The sequence below is a fragment of the Halomonas sp. PA16-9 genome (assembly GCF_009728585.1).
In the GTDB taxonomy this organism is placed as follows: domain Bacteria; phylum Pseudomonadota; class Gammaproteobacteria; order Pseudomonadales; family Halomonadaceae; genus Vreelandella; species Vreelandella titanicae.
Window position 1 is genome coordinate 1,031,852 of the sequence record NZ_CP040452.1, and the last position, 20,412, is coordinate 1,052,263.

Genomic DNA, 20,412 nt, shown 5'->3' on the forward strand with positions numbered 1-20,412 from the left:
TATGCATTTTCGTTCGTTACGCTCTTTTGTCGTCGCACTTGCGGGCCCTTGCTTGCTCGCGATTGTGGCTGCGCTAGTCATCTATAACTTGGTCGCCGCGGCCCGCACCCAGCAAACGGTGAATGAGCATACCGGCGCATTGATGAAAAGTGCATTGAATGCGCGCTTGGATGCCATTGCCGAAGCAGAGGGCGGGCGTATTCAGCGCGAACTCAACAATGCCATGACTATCGCCAATCAATTGGCGACTACTAATGCTTTGATGGGTATGGAGGATGAAGAGGGGCGCCGCTCGCTTTACCTGAACCGCCGCGAACTATCTAACTTAGTGCGCCAAACTGTGGCCGACAACCCGACACTGCTGGATGCATTTATCGGCTGGGAGCCCAATGCGTTTGGTGACGACGCACGATATGCAGGAGATGAGCGCTATGGCCATGACGGTAGCGGTCGCTTTATGCCCTGGTGGTACCGCACCGAGGATGAAACTCTAGAAGTGCTGCCGCTGGGAGATACCATGGAGAGTGAAGAACGCCTTCCCAGCGGCGTTCGGGAAGGAGAATACTATCTTTGCCCTCGTGAAACCCTAGTTCCCTGCATTATCGATCCGGCGGCTTATGACTATGGCGGCGAGACGCAACTGGTCACTTCGTTTAACGCCCCCATTTTGGTGGATGGCGAGTTTCGTGGCGTTGCGGGGGTAGACCTCTCCCTTAACTTTATCCAAACCCTGCTAAGCGATGCCAACCAAGCGCTATACGAAGGCGCTGGGCGCATGGCTCTCGTCGCGGGAAGTGGGGGGCTAGTCGCCGACACGGCAGGCGCAAAGAGTCTGGGCTCGCCTGCCAGTGACTCCCTTAGCAGTACAATTCTCGCGGGCATCCGAGAGGCATCAGAGCAAGGTAGCCTGCAAAGCAGCGTTAACGATGGTCTACTGCAGCGCTATCAGCCTATTACCATTGGCGATACTCGCCTCCCCTGGGTGTTGGTACTCCAGCTCCCTGAAGACGTAGCGCTTGCGGAGTTAGGCGAGCTGCAAGCAGTTCTCAGCGAGCAGCGCCAGCAAAATACGCTGGGCATGACGGTAGTAGGGCTACTTCTGGCAGCATTGGGGGTGGCAGCGCTATGGTGGATTGGCGGGCGAATCGCACGGCCTCTTAAGCGGCTTGCAAGCCGCATGGCAGAGATTGCTTCAGGCCATGGTGACCTTACCCAACGTCTACCGGTGCATGGGCGAGATGAAAGTGCCGCGGTAGCTGAGCAGTTCAATGCCTTTGCAGAAAAAATTCAGGTTATTCTGGTGGATGTGCGCCGTAGTAGTGAAGCCGTCAACCACGCGGCTAATGAAATTACTCAAGGTGGCCACGACCTCTCACGGCGCACTGAACAGGCCGCTGCCAGCCTGCAGCAAACCTCCTCTGCGATGGAAGAAATCAGCAGCACCGTTAGCCATACCACTCACGCCTCGCAAGAAGCCAGTGGGCTTTCACAAACCGCCTCGCAGTTAGCCTCGCGTACCGACAGCGCGTTTGAGCAAGTCGTGGCAACGATGGATGATATTCGATCCAATTCCGATGAAATTCAGGCCATCGTGACCGTCATCGACGGCATCGCCTTTCAGACTAACCTGCTTGCCCTGAATGCTTCTGTGGAAGCCGCCCGGGCTGGCGAACACGGTCGTGGGTTTGCCGTGGTCGCCGACGAAGTTCGCAAATTAGCCTCTCGCAGTAGCGAAGCCGCCAAGGATATCCGCCAGCGTATTAATACTTCGGCTGGCAAGGTTGAAAGCGGTACCCAAATGGTTCGAGATGCGGAGTCGGCAATGCACGAATTAGCAGAAAGCGTCACGCGGGTAACGCAAATGTTGGGAGATATCAGTACGGCCGCTCGAGAACAAAGCGAGGGCATTAGCCAGGTGAGCATTGCCGTCACCGACCTAGACCAAATGACCCAGCAAAACGCCGCGCTTGTGGAGGAGTCGACGACCGCCGCTGAACAGCTAAACGATCAGGCGGATAGGCTCGCTGCGCTGGTAGGCGGCTTTACACTTGAGCCAAAAAACGCCCCTAGCAACCATCAGTTGCCTGCTCCCGAATTGACTGAGCGATAAACGCTTAAGGAATCGGCGGCAGCGCAATATCGTCGCTGCGCTTGGCCCCAGCGGTCATTTCACGGCACAGGCGCAGGAATTCGCGCACGCCGGTGGTGAGGTATTTGTGCCGATGCCAGATAAACGTAAACTGACGCTTTAGATCCAACTCCGGCGTAGGCAGCGGCACCAAGCTGCCGCGCCTGAAGGCATCTCGCAGTGCCAGGCGCGAGACACAGCCAATCCCCAGCCCTGACTCCACGGCACGCTTAATACCTTCCGTATGCTCTAGCTCTAGCAGGGTGTTAAACCGGCTGCGGCGGTGGCGCGCGGCATGCTCCAGAGTCATGCGGGTGCCAGAGCCCTCTTCGCGCATAATCCAGTCCTCACGCAGCAGCTGTTCAAGTTCAAGGTGCTCGCGGCCTGCCAGTGGGTGTCGCGGCGAGCAAAACACGCACAGCTCATCTTCCACCCAGGGTTGGCTGATGATCATGTCATCGTCGCACTGCCCCTCGATCAAGCCTAAATCCAGCGAGTGCTGGCGCACGCCTTCGATAATATGGCGCGTATTGCGCACTGCCAAGCGCACCCGGCTACCGGGGTGGCGCTGCATAAAATCGCTGATCAGCAGCGTGGCCAGATAGTTGCCAATGGTCAGCGTAGCCCCTACATCCAGCGACCCAACCCCTTTCTGGCCACGTAGAAGCTCTTCAATCTCTTCGCCGCGATCCAGCAGCGCCACCGCTTTGGGCAACAGCTGAAAACCCAGTGCGTTGAGTTTTAAGCGTTTACCAATCCGATCCAGCAGTTGGCAGTCGAACTGCCGCTCAAGCTCCGCAAGCGCCGTGCTGGTTGCCGACTGAGACATGGCCAGCGCCCGCGCCGCATGGGAGACGCTCTCATGCTGAGCAACCGCCACAAAGACTTCCAACTGCCGCAGGGTGTAGTGCATAGAGTCTGACCTTTATTTGATCTATATCTATTTTTCAGATAACCGTTATCAATATAATTCGCTTAACAGATATACCACCCTTTGCTTAGACTTGCTGGCAACATATTTAATCATTTTTATTCTTTTTAAGAATATGACCGATGCGGACTAGCGCCAGCATCGACTAATGGAGAAAACGGCATGAGTAAGTTTGCTCTGGAAGAAGTGCTTAGCGTCCATCACTGGAACGATACCCTGTTCAGCTTCCGCACCACCCGCGAGCGCAGCCTGCGTTTCAAAACCGGTCAGTTCGTGATGATTGGTTTGGAAGTGAACGGCAAGCCGCTGATGCGCGCTTACTCCATTGCCAGCCCCAACTACGAAGACCACCTTGAGTTCTTCAGCATTAAAGTACCCGACGGCCCGCTCACTTCACGCCTTCAGCACCTGAAAGTAGGCGATCAGATCATGGTTAGCCGCAAGCCCACCGGCACACTGGTATGCGATGACCTACTGCCGGGCCGCAACCTCTACATGCTCTCCACCGGTACCGGCTTGGCGCCGTTTATGAGCCTGATCCAGGATCCTGAAGTGTACGAGCGCTTCGAGAAGGTAGTGCTGGTTCACGGTGTGCGGGAAGTTTCTGAATTGGCCTACGCCGACTTTATCACCAAAGAGTTGCCAGCCCATGAATACCTGGGTGAAGACATCGCTGAAAAGCTGGTCTACTACCCCACCGTTACTCGGGAGGAGTTCCACACCATGGGGCGCCTAACCGACCATATCCGTACGGGCAAGCTGTTTGAAGACACCGGCCTGCCGCCCATTGATCCGCGCCAGGATCGCGCAATGATCTGCGGCAGCCCCGCCATGCTGGACGATACCAGCGCGCTACTTGACGAGCTGGGTCTGAATATCTCGCCGCGCATGGGCGAGCCGGGCGACTACGTCATCGAGCGTGCGTTTGTTGAGAAGTGAGACGTAAATAGTGAATCGTAATGAGTGAGTGGTGAATAGAAAAAAGTTTATAGCCGCCAGAATGATCGCATCACTCATACAAAGCCCCTGGGGAGAGCATCCACAGGGGCTTTGTCTACTCGGCACTACTTACCATTCACACCTTACCCTTCACCGTTAAACCGCGTCTTTGCCCGTTTCGCCAGTACGGATACGAATCACCTGCTCCAGCGGCATCACAAAGATTTTGCCGTCGCCGATTTTACCTGTGTTCGCCACCTGGGTGATGGCATCAATCACCTGCTCGACCATGTCGTCGTCCACGGCGACTTCCAGCTTCACCTTGGGCAGGAAGTCCACCACATACTCAGCACCGCGATACAGCTCGGTATGCCCTTTCTGGCGCCCAAAGCCCTTCACTTCCGTCACTGTAATACCCTGTACACCGATATCGGAGAGTGACTCGCGCACATCGTCGAGCTTAAACGGCTTGATAATCGCTGTAATCAATTTCATTACCATATCCTCTAACTGGGTGGCCGTGATGGGGTCGGGTTGAACGGCTGCGAATGTCGCAGCCGTTAACCGCTAACTACCAGCATACACCGCTATCGACAGAGAATAAAAAAGCCTCCCACTAAGGGGAGGCCAGAAGGAGCACGCCTGCTCACTAGGTCAGCATTAAATTATTTCTTAATACCGCTGTTTATTTCTTAATACCAAATTCGGGATAGGCTTCAAGACCGCACTCAGCGATATCCACGCCTTCATACTCTTCTTCTTCGCTAACCCGGATGCCCATGATGGCTTTCAGAATGAGCCATACCACTAGGCTGGCCAGGAATACCCAAGCGAAGATACCTACGATACCGATGATTTGAGCACCGAATGATGCACCGTCATTGTTCAGCGGCACTGCCAGCACGCCCCAGATACCGACAACACCGTGAACCGAGATCGCGCCGACCGGATCATCCAGCTTCACTTTATCGAGGGTGACGATGGCTGCGACCACGATGATGCCGCCAATCGCGCCGATAATGGTAGCGCTCAGTGCGGTCGGAGAGAGCGGATCAGCGGTGATGGCCACCAGGCCAGCCAGGGCGCCGTTCAAGGCCATGGTCAGATCCGCTTTGCGGAACCACAGTTTGGCCAAAATCAGTGCGGCAATAACACCACCCGCCGCTGCTGCATTAGTGTTTACAAACACCTGTGCCACGTTGTTAGCGGAATCAACGGCCGCCAACTTGAGCTCGGAACCGCCATTGAAGCCGAACCAGCCCATCCACAGAATGAAGGTACCCAGCGTCGCCAGCGGCATGTTGGCACCGGGAATAGCGTGGATAGAACCGTCTTTACCGTATTTGCCTTTACGTGGGCCTAGCACGATCACACCCGCTAACGCAGCCGCCGCACCGGCAAGGTGCACAATGCCGGAACCCGCATAGTCAGAGTAGCCCACTTCAGACAACCAGCCACCACCCCAAGTCCAGTAGCCAGACACCGGATAGATAAACGCGGTCATTACTACAGCAAAGGCCAGGAATGCCCATAGTTTCATACGCTCAGCGACGGCGCCCGACACAATCGACATGGCGGTTGCCACGAACACGACTTGGAAGAAGAAGTCAGAACGCATGGAGTAGTAGGGCGCGTCATCGCCGCCTGCGGTAACCGCATCCACACTGTTTTCAGCGCCAATCAAGAAGCCCAGATTGGGCAGGAACCCGCCAGCGCTGCTGGAGTACATGATGTAGTAGCCCACCAGCAGGTACATGGTGCAGGCAATGGCAAACAGCGCAATATTTTTGGTCAGGATCTCAGCGGTGTTTTTGGAGCGTACTAAGCCCGCTTCTAACATGGAGAAGCCTGCTGCCATCCACATGACGAGCACACCGCAAATTAGAAAGTAGAACGTATCGAGCGCGTAGCTCAGATCAGTCAACTCATTCATTGTAAGTTCCCCGTTGAACTATAGAAATGATCCGAAAAAGCAGCGTTAAACGGCATCTGCACCGCGCTCGCCTGTCCGAATCCGAATAACGTCTTCAAGCGGTGTCACAAACACCTTGCCGTCACCGATCTTGCCGCTGTTAGCCGCACTACAGATCGCATCCAATACGCTCTCCAAACGGGCGTCGTCTACGGCCACTTCCACTTTTACCTTGGGTAGAAAGTCGACGACGTACTCCGCGCCACGATACAACTCGGTATGCCCTTTCTGACGGCCAAAACCTTTAACTTCAGTGACCGTAATGCCCTGAACGCCGTTGTCGGCCAATGCCTCACGAACGTCGTCGAGCTTAAATGGCTTGATGATAGCGGTGATGAGTTTCATCCCGGATCTCCCCTGCTGGATAAGTCCTGCTAGATTGGTAGCGGCACAGCCGCCAGAATAAGCACCTGAACCGATAATGCGCATACTGTGCCAGCTGACTTTTTTTGCTTATAAGTCAGCCAATTAGCCGTCATCAAAAGTGCAGCTCAGCGCTAAATCTGAGCAAATCCATTCTCACACCACCGCTATTGCACCAAAAAAGAGCGTAAGCAAAAGTAGCCTGCTCTATTTCGATGCACACCCTGGGTTAAGCAGTAAAAGCACGCGATACATGCGAATTCGCCAACTGTTGCGTATCCTTACCGGTAAGCAATATTTAAAGCAGGTTTATCTAGGAGAGAACGATGGCGCCTCAAGACCGTATTAGCCGCTTGGCACAGCAGATTGGTGACCGTTTACAAAACGCCTCCCAGGCGCCAGAAGATATTCAAATGGGCGTGCAGCAAGTCGTGCGCGGCGCCTTCGACCGCCTGGAGCTTGTCTCACGGGAAGATTTCGACATTTTAATGGATGTACTGCAGCGCACCCGTTCGCGGGTAGAGGCGTTAGAGCGCCAAGTCGCTAACCTTGAAGCAGCCGTTGATGCCTCCGCGTCAACAACGGCCACGCCATTTGAAGCAGAAGCTCCACCGGTTCCAGAGCCGCATGAGCCGGAATCAGATGCAGCAGAAGAGAAGAACAAACCCGATAACGCCTAAGTTTCATTAGCAGCAGCAATAGGGCGATGGCCTATTGCTGCACACGCCTCAAAATAAATACGAATCACTATCGTTGACTTTGTTTTTCGTGATGATACTCTCCGCCTTTGATTTTCTTACCGTCTGCGGATTGTTCACTATGCACGCCCTGTCACTATCAAACCTATCTGTTGCAAAGCTGCCTTTTGCAAAGCCTTTCTTTTCGCCGTCGTCTGTTTCAATATCTGGGCTTGTTGGCACCGGCCTGTTACTGAGCTTCTCCAATGGCGTTTTCGCCCAAAATACTGCGTCTAGCGCCGACGAGACCATGGGTCGTTGGATCGCGCACTCCTAGTCAGATCAGTCAAATTCCCGGTGCTGTATGGGTAATTGACAAAGAGATGCTGCAACAGCAGACCCGCAATGGTGCAGACCTAAAGACAGCATTGGGGCATCTGGTACCGGGGTTGGATCTGGCGCCTCAAGGGCGCACCAATTATGGGCAAAACATGCGAGGCCGGGGCGTGCAGGTGCTCATCGACGGCGTATCGCTGAACAGTTCCCGTGGGCTTTCCCGACAGTTCGATGCCATCGATCCCTTCAATATTGAGCGCGTGGAAGTGCTTTCCGGCGCCAGCAGCCTGTATGGCGGCGGTGCTACGGGGGGCTTGATCAATATCATTACCCGCAAAGGTGAAGAAGGCCTGAACTGGCGTACTGAAGCAGGCATCACCACCGGCTTCAACAACAGCGATGACATAGATCGACGCCTCGCACAATCCATCAGCGGTGGTAACGAGCGGGTTCAAGGCTATCTGGGTACCGCCATTGGCGACAACGGCCGCCACTATGACGGCAGCGGCCAGGAAATCTTTCCCGATATCGCCCAGACCGACCTACAGGATAATCGCAGCATTGATGTATTGGGCAACCTCTCTTTCCGCTTGACCGATGAACAGAGTCTGGAACTGGGTGCCCAGCTGTACCGTTCAGGTTATGAAGGTGACCGGGGTGTTTACTTTCCCAACCTCGACGCTGCCACGCCCAACTTGAACGATGCCGAAATTCGCGATGGCTACCGTTCACAGCGCGATCCGGAAACCGACCGTAAGCTCGTCAACGTCAACTATCACCACGCCAACCTGTGGGGGCAAAACTTCTACCTGCAGGCGTTCCACCGGGAGGAGGAGTCCAGCTTCCAGGCATTTCCCTACCCAATTTCCGACGGCCTGCAATTTCGCGCCTCGCAACAAAACACCGATTTAAGCGGCATCAAAGCGCTGTTTGAATCGCGCCTGGGTGATGACGTTTCGCTAACCTACGGCCTCGATCTGGATCGTGAAACTTTCGATGCCAGCCAGATGCTGTTCGATACCAACATCTCGGACGCCTCCGGCGGCCTGGTGCAACAGGCATCAGGGGTTGAACCCCGCTACCCCGGTTATCAAGTGGACGGGCTTTCAGGCTTCCTCCAGGGCGATTGGCAGGCCACCCAGGCGCTCAAGCTCTCCGCAGGGTTGCGGCAGCAGCATATGGACGTCGAAGTGGATGAATTCCAGGGGATTCCTGGCGGCGAGAATGACTATGAAGCAACGCTCTTCAATGCCAGCGCCCTCTACGACTACGGCAACGGTCACCAGAACTGGCTGCAGTTTAGCCAGGGCTTCGAACTGCCAGATCCTGCCAAATATTACGGCAAGAGCCCCGGCGTAAGTGTCGATAACAACCCGTTATCTGCCATCGAGACGGATCAGATAGAGCTAGGCTGGCGCTACCAGGGTGGCAACTGGACGACCCAAACAGCGCTTTACTACGCCTGGTCGGACAAAGCGGTAGAGAACGCCGAGGATTTAAGCGTCAGCGTCGTCGATGAGAAGAAACGCGACTTCGGCCTGGAAAGCGCCGTGACCCGTTACTTTGATAATGGCCTGGAGGCAGGGGGCACTCTGCACCTGGTGCGTTCCGAGCAGGAGAACGACCAAGGGGAGTGGGAGAAGCGTGACGCCCGCTATGCATCGCTCTCTTCCGCCACTGCCTTTATTGGCTGGACGGACTATGTACGTTCGGCTCGCTTGCAGGCCAACCACAACTTCGACCTGAAAGACGATGCCGACCGCGAGATCGATGGCAATACCACCCTCGACTTATCGCTCAGCCAGGAAACCGATTTTGGCACCTTAAGCCTGGGAGTGCAGAACCTGCTGGATGATCAGTACTCCACCGTCTGGGGTCAGCGAGCCGCCATGTTCTATTCGCCCTACTACGGCCCAGAGTACCTCTACGACTACCAGGGCCGCGGGCGTACTTACACCCTGAACTGGTCAATGGAGTACTAAGTGCTGATTCGCTACTCGCTGACAACCGCTCAAGGGTGAGGTAACGGGGATGGCTACACTCGGCTCAATAACGCCATCTTGCGTACCACTGACCACCCATGACCTGCTGGCTATTGGTCAGCGCTTCGGGATCGACTACCGCTTTCCCGAAGCGCCCGACCGCTCCCAGCCAGCGCCTTGTGTTGCCCATGGGCGGGTGATGGACGTCGAGGTAGCCCCCACACTGCGGGTGACACACTCTGATCTTGATGTCCTGCACGCTTACGCCTCCACTTCCCGGCATGCCGCGCCGTGGTTTCTCAGCGTGATACTCGAAGGCCATATCCAAGTCGGCCTAGGGCGCCAGTCGTTTCAGTTGCAGGCCGGCGATGCCTTCAGTGCCCATTTCAACGAGCAGACCGGGCTTGAGGTCTTCCAGCCCGCGCCACAACGATTGCGCATTCTCAACGTATCGATTCTGGCTTGCACAGAGCCTCTCTCTTTCTCGCCCATTAACTCTTCGCCTATCAATGTTGCCCCTCCGGCAACGCCCGTACTGCATACCTGGCAGGTGCCGCAGTTCCTTATTCATAGCCTGGAGGCAGCACTGGCTTCGAACTGGTCAATAGAGCGGCAGCGCCTGCTATGGCAGGGGCTCGCGCTCCAGTTGTTAGCTCATGGGCTGCCTGCCGCCTCCCTTGAGTCCAGCGACGAAGAAAAGGCAGTCAGCCTGCCACCGGGTTTAACCCAGCGCGACCACCAGCGCCTGGAGCACTTGCGTCAGCAGCTCGAACACTCCCCCAACCAGGATTATCGGCTTGAGCAGTTGGCCCGCAATGCCGCGATGAGCCCGAGCAGCCTACGCACCAAGTTTCACCGCTGTTACGGCTGCTCGATATTCGACTACCTACGACGTTGTCGCCTGACCCAAGCTCAAGCGTACTTACGCAAAGGTTATAGCGTGCAGCAAACCGCTCACGCCTGTGGCTACCGCCACGCCACCAATTTTGCCACCGCCTTTAAGCGCGCTTTTGGCATTGCGCCCCATGAAGTACACCATCGCCATTAAAGCCGCAGGGTTGTTTTTGGAGCGCTAAGTTCCTCTGTTGGACGTTTTTTGGCAGTACGCATACTCCCTTTGTCATTGCGCATACCTTTCAGTAGCCATTAAGCGCAATAATTCTCATTAACACATTGGTTAATTGATGCTTATTGCAGGTGCCTCCATGCTCATCCCCCATCACCGTTTTCTACGCTCTCCGCTTAGCGTCGCCGTTCTCTCGGCACTGGCTGTTTCCCCGGTATACGCTCAAGAAAGCACCGAGTTAGCCACCGTCACGGTGACTGCCCAGCAGGCTGCCACCAAAGTGGAAACGCCGACGATCGAAATACCCCAGAGCGTTTCCACGATCACCCGCGAACAGATGGATAACCGCGGCGTAAGTACCGTGCAGCGCGCCACCGACTACACGCCAGGTGTTTACAGCAATCAGGTAGGCGCCTCCAATCGCTTCGACTACCTGGTACTGCGCGGTTTTTCTGACGGCAGCTTGAGCAATACCTTCCTGGATGGCCTGAAAGTAATGGGGGATGCCAACTCCCATAGCAGTATGCGCATTGACCCATGGTTTCTGGAAAGCATTGAAGTGGTGCGCGGGCCCGCCTCGGTACTCTATGGACGCGCCTCCCCTGGCGGGTAGTCGCCCTGAACAGCAAGCGGCCAGAATTTGAACAGGGGGCGGTGAGCTGCGTTTTCGAGTGGGTAATAATAACCAGCGCAGCGCCGCTTTTGACCTCACCGGCCCTATTGGCGAAGAGCAGCGGGTGGCCTTTCGCCTGACCGGGATTGCCAGCGCCGCGGATACCCAGTTTGGCCCGGCAGAAGAGGAGCGCTATGCCATTGCGCCCCGGCTCACCTGGGATATCACCGATGACACCAGCCTCACCGTAGAAGCCTACCTACAGGATGAACCCGAAGGCGGCTACCACTCCGGCGTACCCTATGAGGGGGCCGTGGTCGCCCATAATGGCCACAAGATCAGCAACAACTTCTTTGATGGTGAAAAGGATTACGACACCTACGAGCGAACCCAACGCATGTTCGGCTACGCCCTGGAACACCGCTTCAACGACCAGGTGACCGGCCGCCAATTGATGCGCTATCTCAATTCCGACGTAGTGCTCAATCAAGTCTATGGCTATGGTTGGACGTCACCGACCTCTGACGAGCTCACCCGCTACTACTCCGGCAGCAATGAATCTCTGGAAGCCTGGACACTCGATAACCAGCTTGAAGCCACACTCAGCAGCGGCTTTATGGATCACACGCTGCTGTTTGGAGTGGATTACCAGCAGCGGGAAAACGACGTGTCATGGCCCACTGGGTATTTCCCGCCGCTCAATGCGTTTGACCCGGTTTATGGCAGCGACCCCATCGAGTTTTACGCCCCGGTGCGCGAACGCCATGAGATCGACCAGACCGGGGTTTACCTGCAAGACCAGATAGCCCTCGATAACTGGCGCTTCACACTGGGTGGCCGCTACGACTGGGTCAATATCGACAATGCCAACCGCGATAGCGGTGATACCAGCTCCCTTAGCGATACCCAGTTCAGTGGCCGCGCCGGGGTGGTCTACCTGTTCGATAACGGCGTAGCGCCCTACCTGAGCTACTCTACCGCCTTCACCCCCACCAGTTTCGTGGATGAGAGTGGCGATCTGCTCCAGCCCATGGAAGGCGAACAGTGGGAAACCGGCGTTAAATACCAGCCTAACAGTAGCCAAAACCAATACAGCGCGGCGCTGTTCCATATCGGTCAGGAGAACGTCGCCACCAAAGAGCAGCCCACCGACCCATACCGAGCCGTAGGGGAGATCGAATCCCAAGGGCTGGAGCTGGAAGCGCAAACCCAGCTAACGGATACCCTCTCGCTTCAGGCAGGCTATAGCTTCACCGACATCACCTACGCCAAAAGCGATGATGGTAACCAGGGCAACAACGCGATTTACTCCCCACGGCACCAAGTGCAGCTCTGGGGCCACTACGAGGCCAACAAAGGCTGGCTAAATGGCGTAGATATGGGTGTCGGCGTGCGTCACTACGCGGATATCGCCGCTGACCGGGCCAATACCGAAACCGTGCCCGACTACACCCTGGTGGATGCCACCATTGGCTACGACCTCAGCCAACTCGGCGTAGATGGTGTCGAAACACGTTTAAACGTGAATAACCTGCTGGATAAAGAGTACGTGGCCTCCTGCAACTCCCTGGAGTACTGCTACTTCGGTGCCGAGCGCGGCGTCACCGCCAGTGTTCACTACCGTTTCTAAACGCTCGTGCTAGGCGACGGTTCAAGCACTTGCCTAAGCCCTTATCTAAGCATTATTAATTTATTGTAACCTAGCCTGCCCAGACCTCTGTGCCTGGGCTTTTTTTCTTGAATGCAGGTTTGCAAACAATAAATATTATCGTTTAAATACAGCCCTTATTTTCTGGATGGCCTCTCACCACCATGCGCCACACCAACCTGTTCTCTTTGCTCGCGCACTGCGGGCTATTTGCCGTTTGTATGCTGCACCTGTCGACTGCCCAGGCACAGTGGGCCACGGTGGACTGGACGATTGCCGAAACCTTGCTGGCGATTGATGCGCCGGTTAGCAGCGTGGCTCAGCAAAGCGATTACCAGGAGTGGGTGGGCGAGCCCCATATACCCGACAGCGTCACCGATATGGGGCTACGTACCCAGCCCAATTTAGAACTGCTGGCCCAGGTGCCGCCAGAACAGACACTTATCTCGCCCATGTTTGCCGGTTTAACGCCGCGCCTGGAACGAATAGCACCCGTCACGTCGTTCTCACTCTACTCCCCGGCACCGATACTTGGCAGGAGATGCAAACCCTGACCCGTGAGCTGGGCGAGTTAACCGAGCACCAGCCCCAGGCCAAGCAGCTTATTGAAGAAACCCAGGCCTTGATGACCAGGCTGCGCGAATCCCGGCCCTCTCACAGTCAGAAACCGCGCCGCTACTGATGGTGCAGTTTATGGATGCCCGCCACGTGCGGGTGTTTGGGGAAAACAGCTTGTACAACGCCGTTCTGGAGCAGCTCGACCTCCCCAATGCCTGGGATCAATCCACAAATGCCTGGGGATTTGCGCTGGTAGGGATTGAAGCGCTGGCGCGCTACCCCGAGGCAACGTTGGTGATCATCGACCCGCTGCCCACAGGAGTCGAAGAGAAGCTTGCAAAAAGCGGCCTGTGGCAGCAGCTCCCCAGTGTCAGGCACAACAGGATAGTTCACCTGCCGCCGGTATGGAGCTTCGGCGCACTTCCCTCCGCCCAGCGCTTTGCCCGGAAGCTGACTACGGCGCTAGAGGCTGCGCCAGCGGATTTAGCGTTTTAGCCCGCGGATACCTCGATCACATCAAATTGAAAAAGGCACCATTTTGACGTACATTTATTCTAGATGAACCACATCAGGAATCCGTCATGAACGTAGCCACCGATGCCAAACAAGAGCGTATTAATCTCCGGTTGAAACATAGCGCCAAAATGGCGCTTGAACGCGCGGCAAGCTTCGAAGGGAAAACCGTCAGCAATTTCATTCTGACCAGCGCGTTAGCGCATGCCGAAAAACCATTCATGCGCATGAAGCCATGAGTCTAAACAGCCAAGACGCTGAAGCCTTTTTCCATGCGTTGGATAAGCCGGTTAGCTTTAACAAAAAACTGGCAGCCGCTTTCGAGGAGCATGATCGGCGTGTCACTAGCCAATGACCGATGATACAAACCTGGTCATACGACCACTGAACAGCGATCACTACAGGCCAGGGTTTCACTGCGGCGTACCCTCACTGGATAACTATATTCAAAAACAGGCGCGCCTTGATGTGAAGCGTCGTGTCAGTCGGGTATTTGTGGCAACAATGGTGGAGCAGCCAACAAGCATTGTGGGCTATTACACGCTCTCCACGCTGTCGATTGAACTCGGGCAATTGCCCAAGACCTCGCTCGTAAACTCCCGCGGCACCCTATCCCAGCAGCCCTGCTCGGCAGGTTAGCGGTTAATAAAGGCGCCCAGACCACGGGGTGGGAAAAATGTTGCTGGTCGATGCCATTAAGCGAACGCTGGCTGTCAGCGATGAGATCGCCATTTACGCCATGGTAGTCGACGCTATTGATGAGCGAGCACAGCGCTTTTATGAACAGTTTGGTTTCTCGCTTCTCAGTTCAGACAGCCAACGCCTATTCCTTCCGCTTAAATCCCTGAATGTATTGCCTCAGAATTTATTAGTAGTAGCCAAATCGTCTTAGCGTATGTTTTCCTTCCATTAAACTTCCTCTCCGACAAAACCTATTTGCCAGCCTATACTTAGCCACTAGAACCTAACTTAGCGCGTGAAGCGATAATGTGACTGCGTAGGATGGAGCTGGCCTCTTCGCTCAAACCATTTACAAACGCACGAACGATTGCCTCGTGCATCTAACCAGCGGTTAGTTTCTGATGATAAATCTTCATAATTGCTAGCATACAAGGCACAGCTAGTCCGCAACTCCTCGACAATGGCTAGTTGACGCGGTCTACGCGCAGGCAAGTAAAGCGCTCGGTGAAATTGCCAATCTCCTGTTTGCCATCCCGGGCGTCCCGCTTCCAGGGATGACTTTTTGAGTGCATAGCTAACTTCCGTGTGATCACTGTTATTTGCTAGATAGATAGCGCGCTCAAGAAGGTCGCACTCAAGTGTAACCCTAAGGTCATAGATCTCATCTAGCTCTTCGGACGTTAAAGAGATGACACGGGCTCCCTTTCCTGGAATGACATGGACTAACTTCTCCGTGGCAAGAGCCTGTAAAGCATCTCTCACAGGTATACGACTGACCTCATATTTAGCGGCAAGCGCAGCCTGATGCAGCATCGATCCAGGGGCATACCGTCCTTCTAAAATTTCCATTCGAATTTTTTCGACAAGACCCATTGTCATTCCCTTCAACGCAAGTGTATACATGTATACATACTATCAAAGCCAAGAGACAAAACCATGGGTCATGAATATTCTTCACATGTTGTTTGGACTGGAAGTCGTGGAACGGTACGACTGGCTACCACGATTTTGATCGGACTTGGGATATTTCCATAGCTGGTAAGTCTGTCATTCACTGTTCTAATGACCCACTTCTAGGTGGTGATCCAACAAAGATGAACCCAGAAGACCTTTTGCTATCAGCATTGTCTGCCTGCCATATGCTCTGGTATCTGCATTATGCGTCCGATGAAGGCATCGTGGTTACATCTTATGCAGATGACCCTGTCGGGCTAGGAAAGGTCGGACGAGGAGGAGCAGGGCGTTTTTCATCCGCTACTTTGCGTCCTCAAATAACGGTGAAGACAGGGACTGATTTACAAGCTGCAGAAGCCATCCACCACCGGATACATGAGGTTTGCTTTATTGCACGATCAATAAATTTTCCTGTGAACTACGAGCCCACCTTCACTACAGAGGGAAGCTAATTAATAGCATTTCCACGACTGGATGATGCTTGTATCAACCGTTCTACTCTGCTCGTCTACGCGTTGGCCTAATTGACGACGGGATCTTTACAGCCGTTTCACCTTCGCGGCGAGCATTTCGGTTTTTTCCCAAAACATCGGATGGGCATAGATTGTCCATCCATTCACCGCTAGAGATTTCATTCGTCATCATTCTCTTCCAGCACCTCTTCGAGGTCTGCCTCCATGCCTGCGATGAGACATTCGACCTCGACAAAACTACCTGCGGTAACAGGACAAATGCTCTCTGGATACACCAGAAGATCGCGCTCTAAAAGTTAAGAAAATTAACCATCACAGGACCATGTTTAGTCTCATTACTGGCACGGGAAAACACCACTTCACCATTCGAGCGGACGGAATAGTGGATACGGTCTCGCCGTTTCAGCTTTAGCGCCCGGCGAATCGATGCTGGAACAGTCGTTTGATAGCGATCCGTCAGAGTAGAGTGATCTGCAATGGGAGTGCTCATCATCGCTCTCCGCTTAGTGGCAATGCAAAAGTGATGCGCGATAATTTAAGGCAGCCGCATTACCTCGACAAGCTGCCCAACTATTTTAAACCGGCCACTCAAGCGCTACCAAAGCGTTCTTAATTACGATAGGTTAAGTACTTAAGGTAATGTAGATTTCGCTTACATTCGGGTTAGAGTTTTACCTAAAAACAGCGAGGAAAGGCGATGACGCTAGCCATTGTAGCCACGCGGGCAGGCGTAGGTTTAGATGCACCGGCGGTGCATGTTGAGGTGCATCTAGCCAACGGCTTGCCGGGGCTAACGCTAGTGGGCTTGCCGGAAACGGCGGTAAAAGAGAGCCGCGAACGGGTGCGCAGTGCACTGGTTAATGCGGGCTTTGATTTTCCCAATACCCGCCGTATTACCTTAAACCTCGCCCCCGCCGATCTACCTAAGGAGGGCGGCCGCTTTGACCTCCCCATCGCCCTAGGTATCCTCGCCGCCTCCGGCAAATTCCCGTGGAAGCGCTGGAAGGTATGGAGTGCGCTGGTGAGCTGGCCCTGGATGGCAAACTGCGCGCGGTGCCGGGCATACTGCCCTTTGCCCTGGCCACCCGGCGGGCAAAAAAAGCACTGATCATTCCCCGCGACTGCGCCGATGAGGCCGCCCTAGCAGCGATTTGCCGGTGCTGCCTGCCGATACTCTCTGGCAGGTAGTAGCTCACCTACTCGACCAAGAGAAGATCTCCCCACACAAACTCAGCGCTTCGGTGAAAACCACCGCCCCGGTGGATGACCTCGCCGATGTGCGCGGCCAGCAGCAGGCGCGCCGGGCGCTGGAAGTCGCTGCGGCCGGGGGCATAACCTGTTGTTGCAGGCCCTCCTGGCACCGGCAAAACCATGCTGGCCAGCCGCCTGCCGGGCATTCTGCCGCCGCTTTCCGAGGAGAATGCCTTGGAAGTCGCTGCCGTGCGTTCGGTTTGCGGGCTACCGCTGGAAGCAGACTGGGGCAAAAGGCCATTTCGACAACCCCATCACAGTGCCAGCGGCGCCGCCCTGGTAGGTGGCGGCTGTCATTTTCAACAATTGTTGCGACTAAACAATAATTGCTGCGACAATCTCTATGTTGAGTTTACATAGAGCACGCCCTTGTGACCGTTTCTCTCAAACAATCCAGAACCTTTAGCTTTCAAGATGGCACCCTTAAAGACGAAACTGAGCGCTTGGTCGTTTGGTGGTACGGGCCTATCTTCAAAAATATCCGCTCACAAAGCGTCCCTAAAATTTATGTATTTTTAAGACCTATTGATCAGGAGAACAAATTAGGAGACGTGATTAAGCGAACGACGGTCTTAACGCATGTCGGACTATTGAGAATCGGCTCCGTCTGGGAAAAGGGCGTGAGCAACTCCCGCATCGCATTTGAGGAGAAAACATTCCCTGTTTCGTTCTCTCCGGGCGGCTGGCGGATTGTCTCCTTAGACGACTTGCACAAAGCAGGGCGCAGCCTCTATACCTCCTTTCATGAGGCAAGCTATTTACCGCTGGACAGAAAACACAAATCGTACCTGATTGAATTTGACCTCCCAGATGGCAAACATCTGCTCATCCCTTGCACCGAATTTTTTGCACGCGTTTACGGTCGATCATCTGAAATCAAGCGTGTGCTCGCCACTTACTGTTGGGAGGAGGTCAAAGAACGGCTTTATCGACCGCTTAATGCGCCCCCATCGCCAGGTACCTGGCCTGTCAGATTTACATATCGTGTTCATAGGCACGATGCGATTTTGCTCGCGCACATGCTGTACGACCCCTATGCCGAACAAGCTGCCAGAGATATTTATGCGCAGACTGAAGCCAGCTTCCCCCAAGATAAGATGCTTTTAAAAGTCACTCCATGGTTTCAAGGCAGCGGGGAAATCTCTGTTTCTGGCGTTCCAATTGATGGTGGCAACACATTCCTAGGCTTGCAGATATTAGGCTGTACGCAGCCCGATGGTGCCACGATCCACCGTGAAAGAGAGAAATCAACGACAGTACCAGCCACCGATGGCGACGATGCCCCCTCTCAGTTCCCCTATCATCAGCTTCAAGACATCCCCGATGTCATTGACCTGACGGATGATGACGAGCCCGACCATGGTTCTTCCTGGCTAGACCTTACTGAGGACGAATTCGTTATTTTAGGTAAGCCTCGCGCCGTCTTGGATAAACGATATACCCGAAAAAACGTGCCCGATACACGAGGCGTCCCCGTTCCGGGTGACGAAACCATTTTCTCCACTGGGGAGCCACATGGGTCAGGGAAGGGAGTGGGACAAGCGTCTATTCATGCTCCTATTACACTGGAATCACAGGGCTTTCTACGTGATATGTGGAATGCGCTTCTCTATTTACAATCGGCCTATCCCGCAACGATTCGTGGCGTTAGCTGGTTTACCTTTGAAGACGGATTCAGCACTTCTCCTGACCCTCGGTTAATCAGCCTCGAACCTTTCGAAATAGACGAGGAGGTGGAAACGTCAGTCGCTAATTGGGTTTACATTGATACTCAGACCAAGGTACCTCGCGGGGGTGCTCGTCGTTCGGGTGCATGTGTTAGATCAAACGCTCTATCTCATGGAGATCCAACGACGCCCTCCAAAACCCAGAGCTGGCGGTAGCGAGGAGGCATCCAAGCCTCCTTCCTATAAAGGTTTAGTCTTCACGCTGAGCCACCAAGGCAGCTTCGAGCAGTGGTTACGCCAAGTGCTGTCTAACGTGCGGCACGTAGAAGGTGTTGTCCAAAAACTAGTTGGTCACTGCCCAGGATTCGCCGATACGTTCAAGCACCCTAAATCCAAAAAGGAACAGATACCCTGCGAAGCCTCTGTGTTAAATGCTTTTAGCAAGGTCAGTATTGGTCGCAGTGACTTAGCATAGGTACTATTTGCCACCTTTATGAGTAGCGGTGTCTGTTTTGTCGGTAAGAGCAACCTGTACACCCCGTGTGCAGGTTGCTCTTCTGACGAAGAGCCGATACGGCCATCCCTTCAGTGGCGGGCGAGGATCTTCGCTGCGATGGGCGAAGTGATCATTTGAATCACGGCAAAAAAAGCGGCTGGAATTGCGATCTCTGATGGCAAGCCAGAAGCAGCGACAAACGCTGCAGCGATGCTGAATTCCTTTTTACTGACCGTGAAAAGATAGGTAATCACCTCTTTGCGATCAGAGGTGAGTAACCGTGAGGACATACCTACCAGGTACCCAATCAAATTGAGGCACAGGGCCGCGCCCGCAATCACAAACGCATACCAGCCATAGCCAATGATCGTGGTGGCATTCGGCCCGACCACGGCGAGTAGGATCAGCAGATACAGAATCGACCCTATCCCTGCATACGCTGAATCATGCCGTGCAAAGAAAGCCGAGAACCTTGTACGCAAGCTGACCCCAATCACGGTAGGAAGAAGCACGATTAGTGTTAATTCAAGAATAATTGATCCAAGCGGCACGTCTAACTGAAGGCCGGTGAGCCATAAAAACAGGAAGGGAACAATAAACGGACATAACGCGGTGTTGACTGCGTTGAAAACAGCGGCAAGCGCCACATTGCCTTTCGCCATCAGTACCAAAAGAGGAGAAGACACATCTGTCGGCAGCGTGCCGAGCAAGGTTTGGCCAGCAGCCAGCGGGCCGCTTCCAAAAAATAGACGGCCCGTTAGCCACCCGGCAATCGACATAGGCCCATAGACCAGCCCCAATGCCAACAACTGCCGTGACGGCTTTCGGAACACGATGCGCACTGCATGCGCATCGAATGTGAGGCTGATAATCAACATCAGTAATGCCAGTAATGGCCCAATCGCGAACTTAAGCATTATTCCGGTGGCCGGAAAGAGTAAGCCTCCCCCGCGACGACGATTAAACCAGACAAGGTGCGCCTCGACAAAATAAATGAATCTACCCATGGTGGATTGGACGTTACCGGTTGAAGTGGATTGAGCCCCCACCTAAAACATGATCACCTTCGGCCCAGCACACAAAGGCTCCTTGGTAGCTAGGGACGTGCTTCCCAATCCAGCGATGCAAATAGATAATGCTCAAGGGTTGAAGCTTTAGTTGCTA

19 protein-coding genes and 4 pseudogenes are annotated in these 20,412 nt (G+C 54.4%); 16 read left to right on the forward strand and 7 right to left on the reverse strand.

The annotated features are described in order from the left end of the window. Position 1: 1 nt before the first annotated feature. Positions 2 to 2,110, forward strand: coding sequence for a methyl-accepting chemotaxis protein (locus FDY98_RS21100; RefSeq protein ID WP_027957941.1), 2,109 nt, complete (start codon positions 2 to 4; stop codon positions 2,108 to 2,110). Positions 2,111 to 2,114: 4 nt separating this feature from the next. Here FDY98_RS21100 and FDY98_RS21105 read toward each other — a convergent pair whose 3' ends face one another. Continuing rightward, entirely contained in the window at positions 2,115 to 3,041 is a 927-nt protein-coding gene (locus tag FDY98_RS21105; protein ID WP_009286188.1) for a LysR family transcriptional regulator, read from the reverse strand. A gap of 180 nt (positions 3,042 to 3,221) precedes the next feature. On the opposite strand from FDY98_RS21105, the gene FDY98_RS21110 reads away from it, so the two are divergent. Then, positions 3,222 to 3,998, forward strand: coding sequence for a ferredoxin--NADP reductase (locus FDY98_RS21110; protein ID WP_007112363.1), 777 nt, complete (start codon positions 3,222 to 3,224; stop codon positions 3,996 to 3,998). A gap of 156 nt (positions 3,999 to 4,154) precedes the next feature. Here the strand turns inward: FDY98_RS21110 and glnK are convergent, their stop codons facing one another. The 3 genes from glnK to FDY98_RS21125 all read right to left on the reverse strand — a co-directional run bounded on the left by glnK (position 4,155) and on the right by FDY98_RS21125 (position 6,315). Then, on the reverse strand, positions 4,155 to 4,493 hold the full coding sequence (gene glnK, locus FDY98_RS21115; protein WP_027957942.1) for a P-II family nitrogen regulator: 339 nt from the start codon (positions 4,491 to 4,493) through the stop codon (positions 4,155 to 4,157). A gap of 190 nt (positions 4,494 to 4,683) precedes the next feature. Next, positions 4,684 to 5,931: an ammonium transporter gene (locus FDY98_RS21120; RefSeq protein WP_009286189.1), complete on the reverse strand. Its 1,248-nt coding sequence runs from the start codon at positions 5,929 to 5,931 to the stop codon at positions 4,684 to 4,686. A 45-nt stretch (positions 5,932 to 5,976) separates the two neighbouring features. Beyond that, positions 5,977 to 6,315 carry a P-II family nitrogen regulator gene (locus tag FDY98_RS21125; protein ID WP_007112359.1) on the reverse strand — a complete coding sequence of 113 codons (339 nt, stop codon included), beginning with the start codon at positions 6,313 to 6,315 and terminating at the stop codon, positions 5,977 to 5,979. Positions 6,316 to 6,659: 344 nt separating this feature from the next. On the opposite strand from FDY98_RS21125, the gene FDY98_RS21130 reads away from it, so the two are divergent. From FDY98_RS21130 to FDY98_RS28780, 11 genes and pseudogenes are all read left to right on the forward strand, one after another. After that, entirely contained in the window at positions 6,660 to 7,013 is a 354-nt protein-coding gene (locus FDY98_RS21130; RefSeq protein WP_035539258.1) for an accessory factor UbiK family protein, read from the forward strand. Positions 7,014 to 7,276: 263 nt separating this feature from the next. Further along, a complete protein-coding gene (locus FDY98_RS21135; protein WP_340146920.1) occupies positions 7,277 to 9,328 on the forward strand; it encodes a TonB-dependent receptor in 2,052 nt (683 codons plus the stop codon). 49 nt (positions 9,329 to 9,377) lie between these two features. Beyond that, a complete protein-coding gene (locus tag FDY98_RS21140; RefSeq protein WP_051430622.1) occupies positions 9,378 to 10,376 on the forward strand; it encodes a helix-turn-helix transcriptional regulator in 999 nt (332 codons plus the stop codon). A gap of 157 nt (positions 10,377 to 10,533) precedes the next feature. After that, positions 10,534 to 12,637 (forward strand): annotated as a pseudogene (locus FDY98_RS21145) (TonB-dependent siderophore receptor). A gap of 182 nt (positions 12,638 to 12,819) precedes the next feature. Further along, entirely contained in the window at positions 12,820 to 13,209 is a 390-nt protein-coding gene (locus FDY98_RS29740; protein WP_442907968.1) for a hypothetical protein, read from the forward strand. Beyond that, a complete protein-coding gene (locus tag FDY98_RS29745; RefSeq protein ID WP_442907969.1) occupies positions 13,197 to 13,337 on the forward strand; it encodes a hypothetical protein in 141 nt (46 codons plus the stop codon). The genes FDY98_RS29740 and FDY98_RS29745 overlap by 13 nt, the downstream gene beginning before the upstream one ends. 11 nt (positions 13,338 to 13,348) lie before the next feature. Continuing rightward, entirely contained in the window at positions 13,349 to 13,708 is a 360-nt protein-coding gene (locus tag FDY98_RS29750) for a hypothetical protein (protein WP_442907970.1), read from the forward strand. Between the two features lie 86 nt (positions 13,709 to 13,794). Beyond that, entirely contained in the window at positions 13,795 to 13,965 is a 171-nt protein-coding gene (locus FDY98_RS28770; RefSeq protein ID WP_340146921.1) for a type II toxin-antitoxin system TacA family antitoxin, read from the forward strand. After that, a pseudogene (locus FDY98_RS21155) lies at positions 13,885 to 14,081 on the forward strand (type II toxin -antitoxin system TacA 1-like antitoxin); the annotation flags it as partial. The gene FDY98_RS28770 and the pseudogene FDY98_RS21155, both read left to right, overlap by 81 nt. Next, the gene (locus FDY98_RS28775) at positions 14,078 to 14,365 is read left to right on the forward strand and encodes a hypothetical protein (RefSeq protein ID WP_340146922.1); all 288 of its coding nucleotides are present in this window, start codon (positions 14,078 to 14,080) and stop codon (positions 14,363 to 14,365) included. The pseudogene FDY98_RS21155 and the gene FDY98_RS28775, both read left to right, overlap by 4 nt. Positions 14,366 to 14,402: 37 nt before the next feature. Beyond that, positions 14,403 to 14,618, forward strand: a complete 216-nt coding sequence (locus FDY98_RS28780; protein ID WP_340146923.1) for a hypothetical protein — start codon at positions 14,403 to 14,405, stop codon at positions 14,616 to 14,618. 77 nt (positions 14,619 to 14,695) lie between these two features. Here the strand turns inward: FDY98_RS28780 and FDY98_RS21165 are convergent, their stop codons facing one another. Continuing rightward, complete coding sequence (locus tag FDY98_RS21165) at positions 14,696 to 15,280, reverse strand: GntR family transcriptional regulator (protein ID WP_340146924.1); 585 nt, start codon at positions 15,278 to 15,280, stop codon at positions 14,696 to 14,698. A 63-nt stretch (positions 15,281 to 15,343) separates the two neighbouring features. Here FDY98_RS21165 and FDY98_RS21170 point away from each other — a divergent pair. Then, positions 15,344 to 15,813: pseudogene (locus tag FDY98_RS21170) on the forward strand (OsmC family protein). Positions 15,814 to 16,123: 310 nt separating this feature from the next. Here FDY98_RS21170 and FDY98_RS21175 read toward each other — a convergent pair. After that, positions 16,124 to 16,327 carry a type II toxin-antitoxin system PrlF family antitoxin gene (locus FDY98_RS21175; RefSeq protein ID WP_340146925.1) on the reverse strand — a complete coding sequence of 68 codons (204 nt, stop codon included), beginning with the start codon at positions 16,325 to 16,327 and terminating at the stop codon, positions 16,124 to 16,126. A 204-nt stretch (positions 16,328 to 16,531) separates the two neighbouring features. Between FDY98_RS21175 and FDY98_RS21180 the strand changes: the two are divergent. Then, positions 16,532 to 17,376: pseudogene (locus FDY98_RS21180) on the forward strand (YifB family Mg chelatase-like AAA ATPase); the annotation flags it as partial. 80 nt (positions 17,377 to 17,456) lie between these two features. Continuing rightward, positions 17,457 to 18,968, forward strand: a complete 1,512-nt coding sequence (locus FDY98_RS21185) for a hypothetical protein (RefSeq protein WP_155706161.1) — start codon at positions 17,457 to 17,459, stop codon at positions 18,966 to 18,968. Between the two features lie 369 nt (positions 18,969 to 19,337). On the opposite strand, the gene FDY98_RS21190 is transcribed toward FDY98_RS21185, so the two are convergent. Beyond that, complete coding sequence (locus tag FDY98_RS21190) at positions 19,338 to 20,255, reverse strand: bile acid:sodium symporter family protein (RefSeq protein WP_155706163.1); 918 nt, start codon at positions 20,253 to 20,255, stop codon at positions 19,338 to 19,340. Positions 20,256 to 20,412 lie beyond the last annotated feature (157 nt).